Source organism: Corallococcus sp. AB049A, assembly GCF_003668885.1.
GTDB lineage: Bacteria > Myxococcota > Myxococcia > Myxococcales > Myxococcaceae > Corallococcus > Corallococcus interemptor.
Genome location: NZ_RAWL01001276.1, coordinates 1 through 415, shown reverse-complemented (window position 1 = coordinate 415; position 415 = coordinate 1). Strand labels below are relative to the sequence as shown.

Genomic DNA, 415 nt, shown 5'->3' with positions numbered 1-415 from the left:
TGCAGGCGCTGCGGCGTGGCATGTGGCCGCTGCTGGCGCACCTGGTGATCCGTACCGGCACGCTGTTCGGCGTGGGCTGGCTGGCCTGGCGCTATGCGGGGCTGCCATGGCAGGCCGCTGGGCTGCTGGCGCTGGCGCTGCTGACGCCCTCCACCGGCTTCATCATGGATTCGCTGTCGCGGCTGGGCCTGAGCGAGGACGAGCGGTTCTGGGTCACCAGCAAGGCCATCGCCGGCGAACTGCTGGCGCTGGCGGCGTTGTTCATCGTGCTGCAGGCCGGCGACCCGGGCCACATGGCGCTGTCCAGCCTGGCCCTGCTGGCGATGATGATCGGCCTGCCGCTGCTGTTCATCGCGCTGGGCCGCTGGGTGGCGCCGCACGCGCCGGGCTCGGAGTTCTCGCTGCTGGTGATGGT

Annotated in this window: 1 pseudogene; it reads left to right on the top strand. The window is 71.3% G+C overall.

From position 1 onward, the window contains the following. A pseudogene (locus D7X55_RS46995) lies at nt 1-415 on the top strand (cation:proton antiporter); the annotation flags it as partial.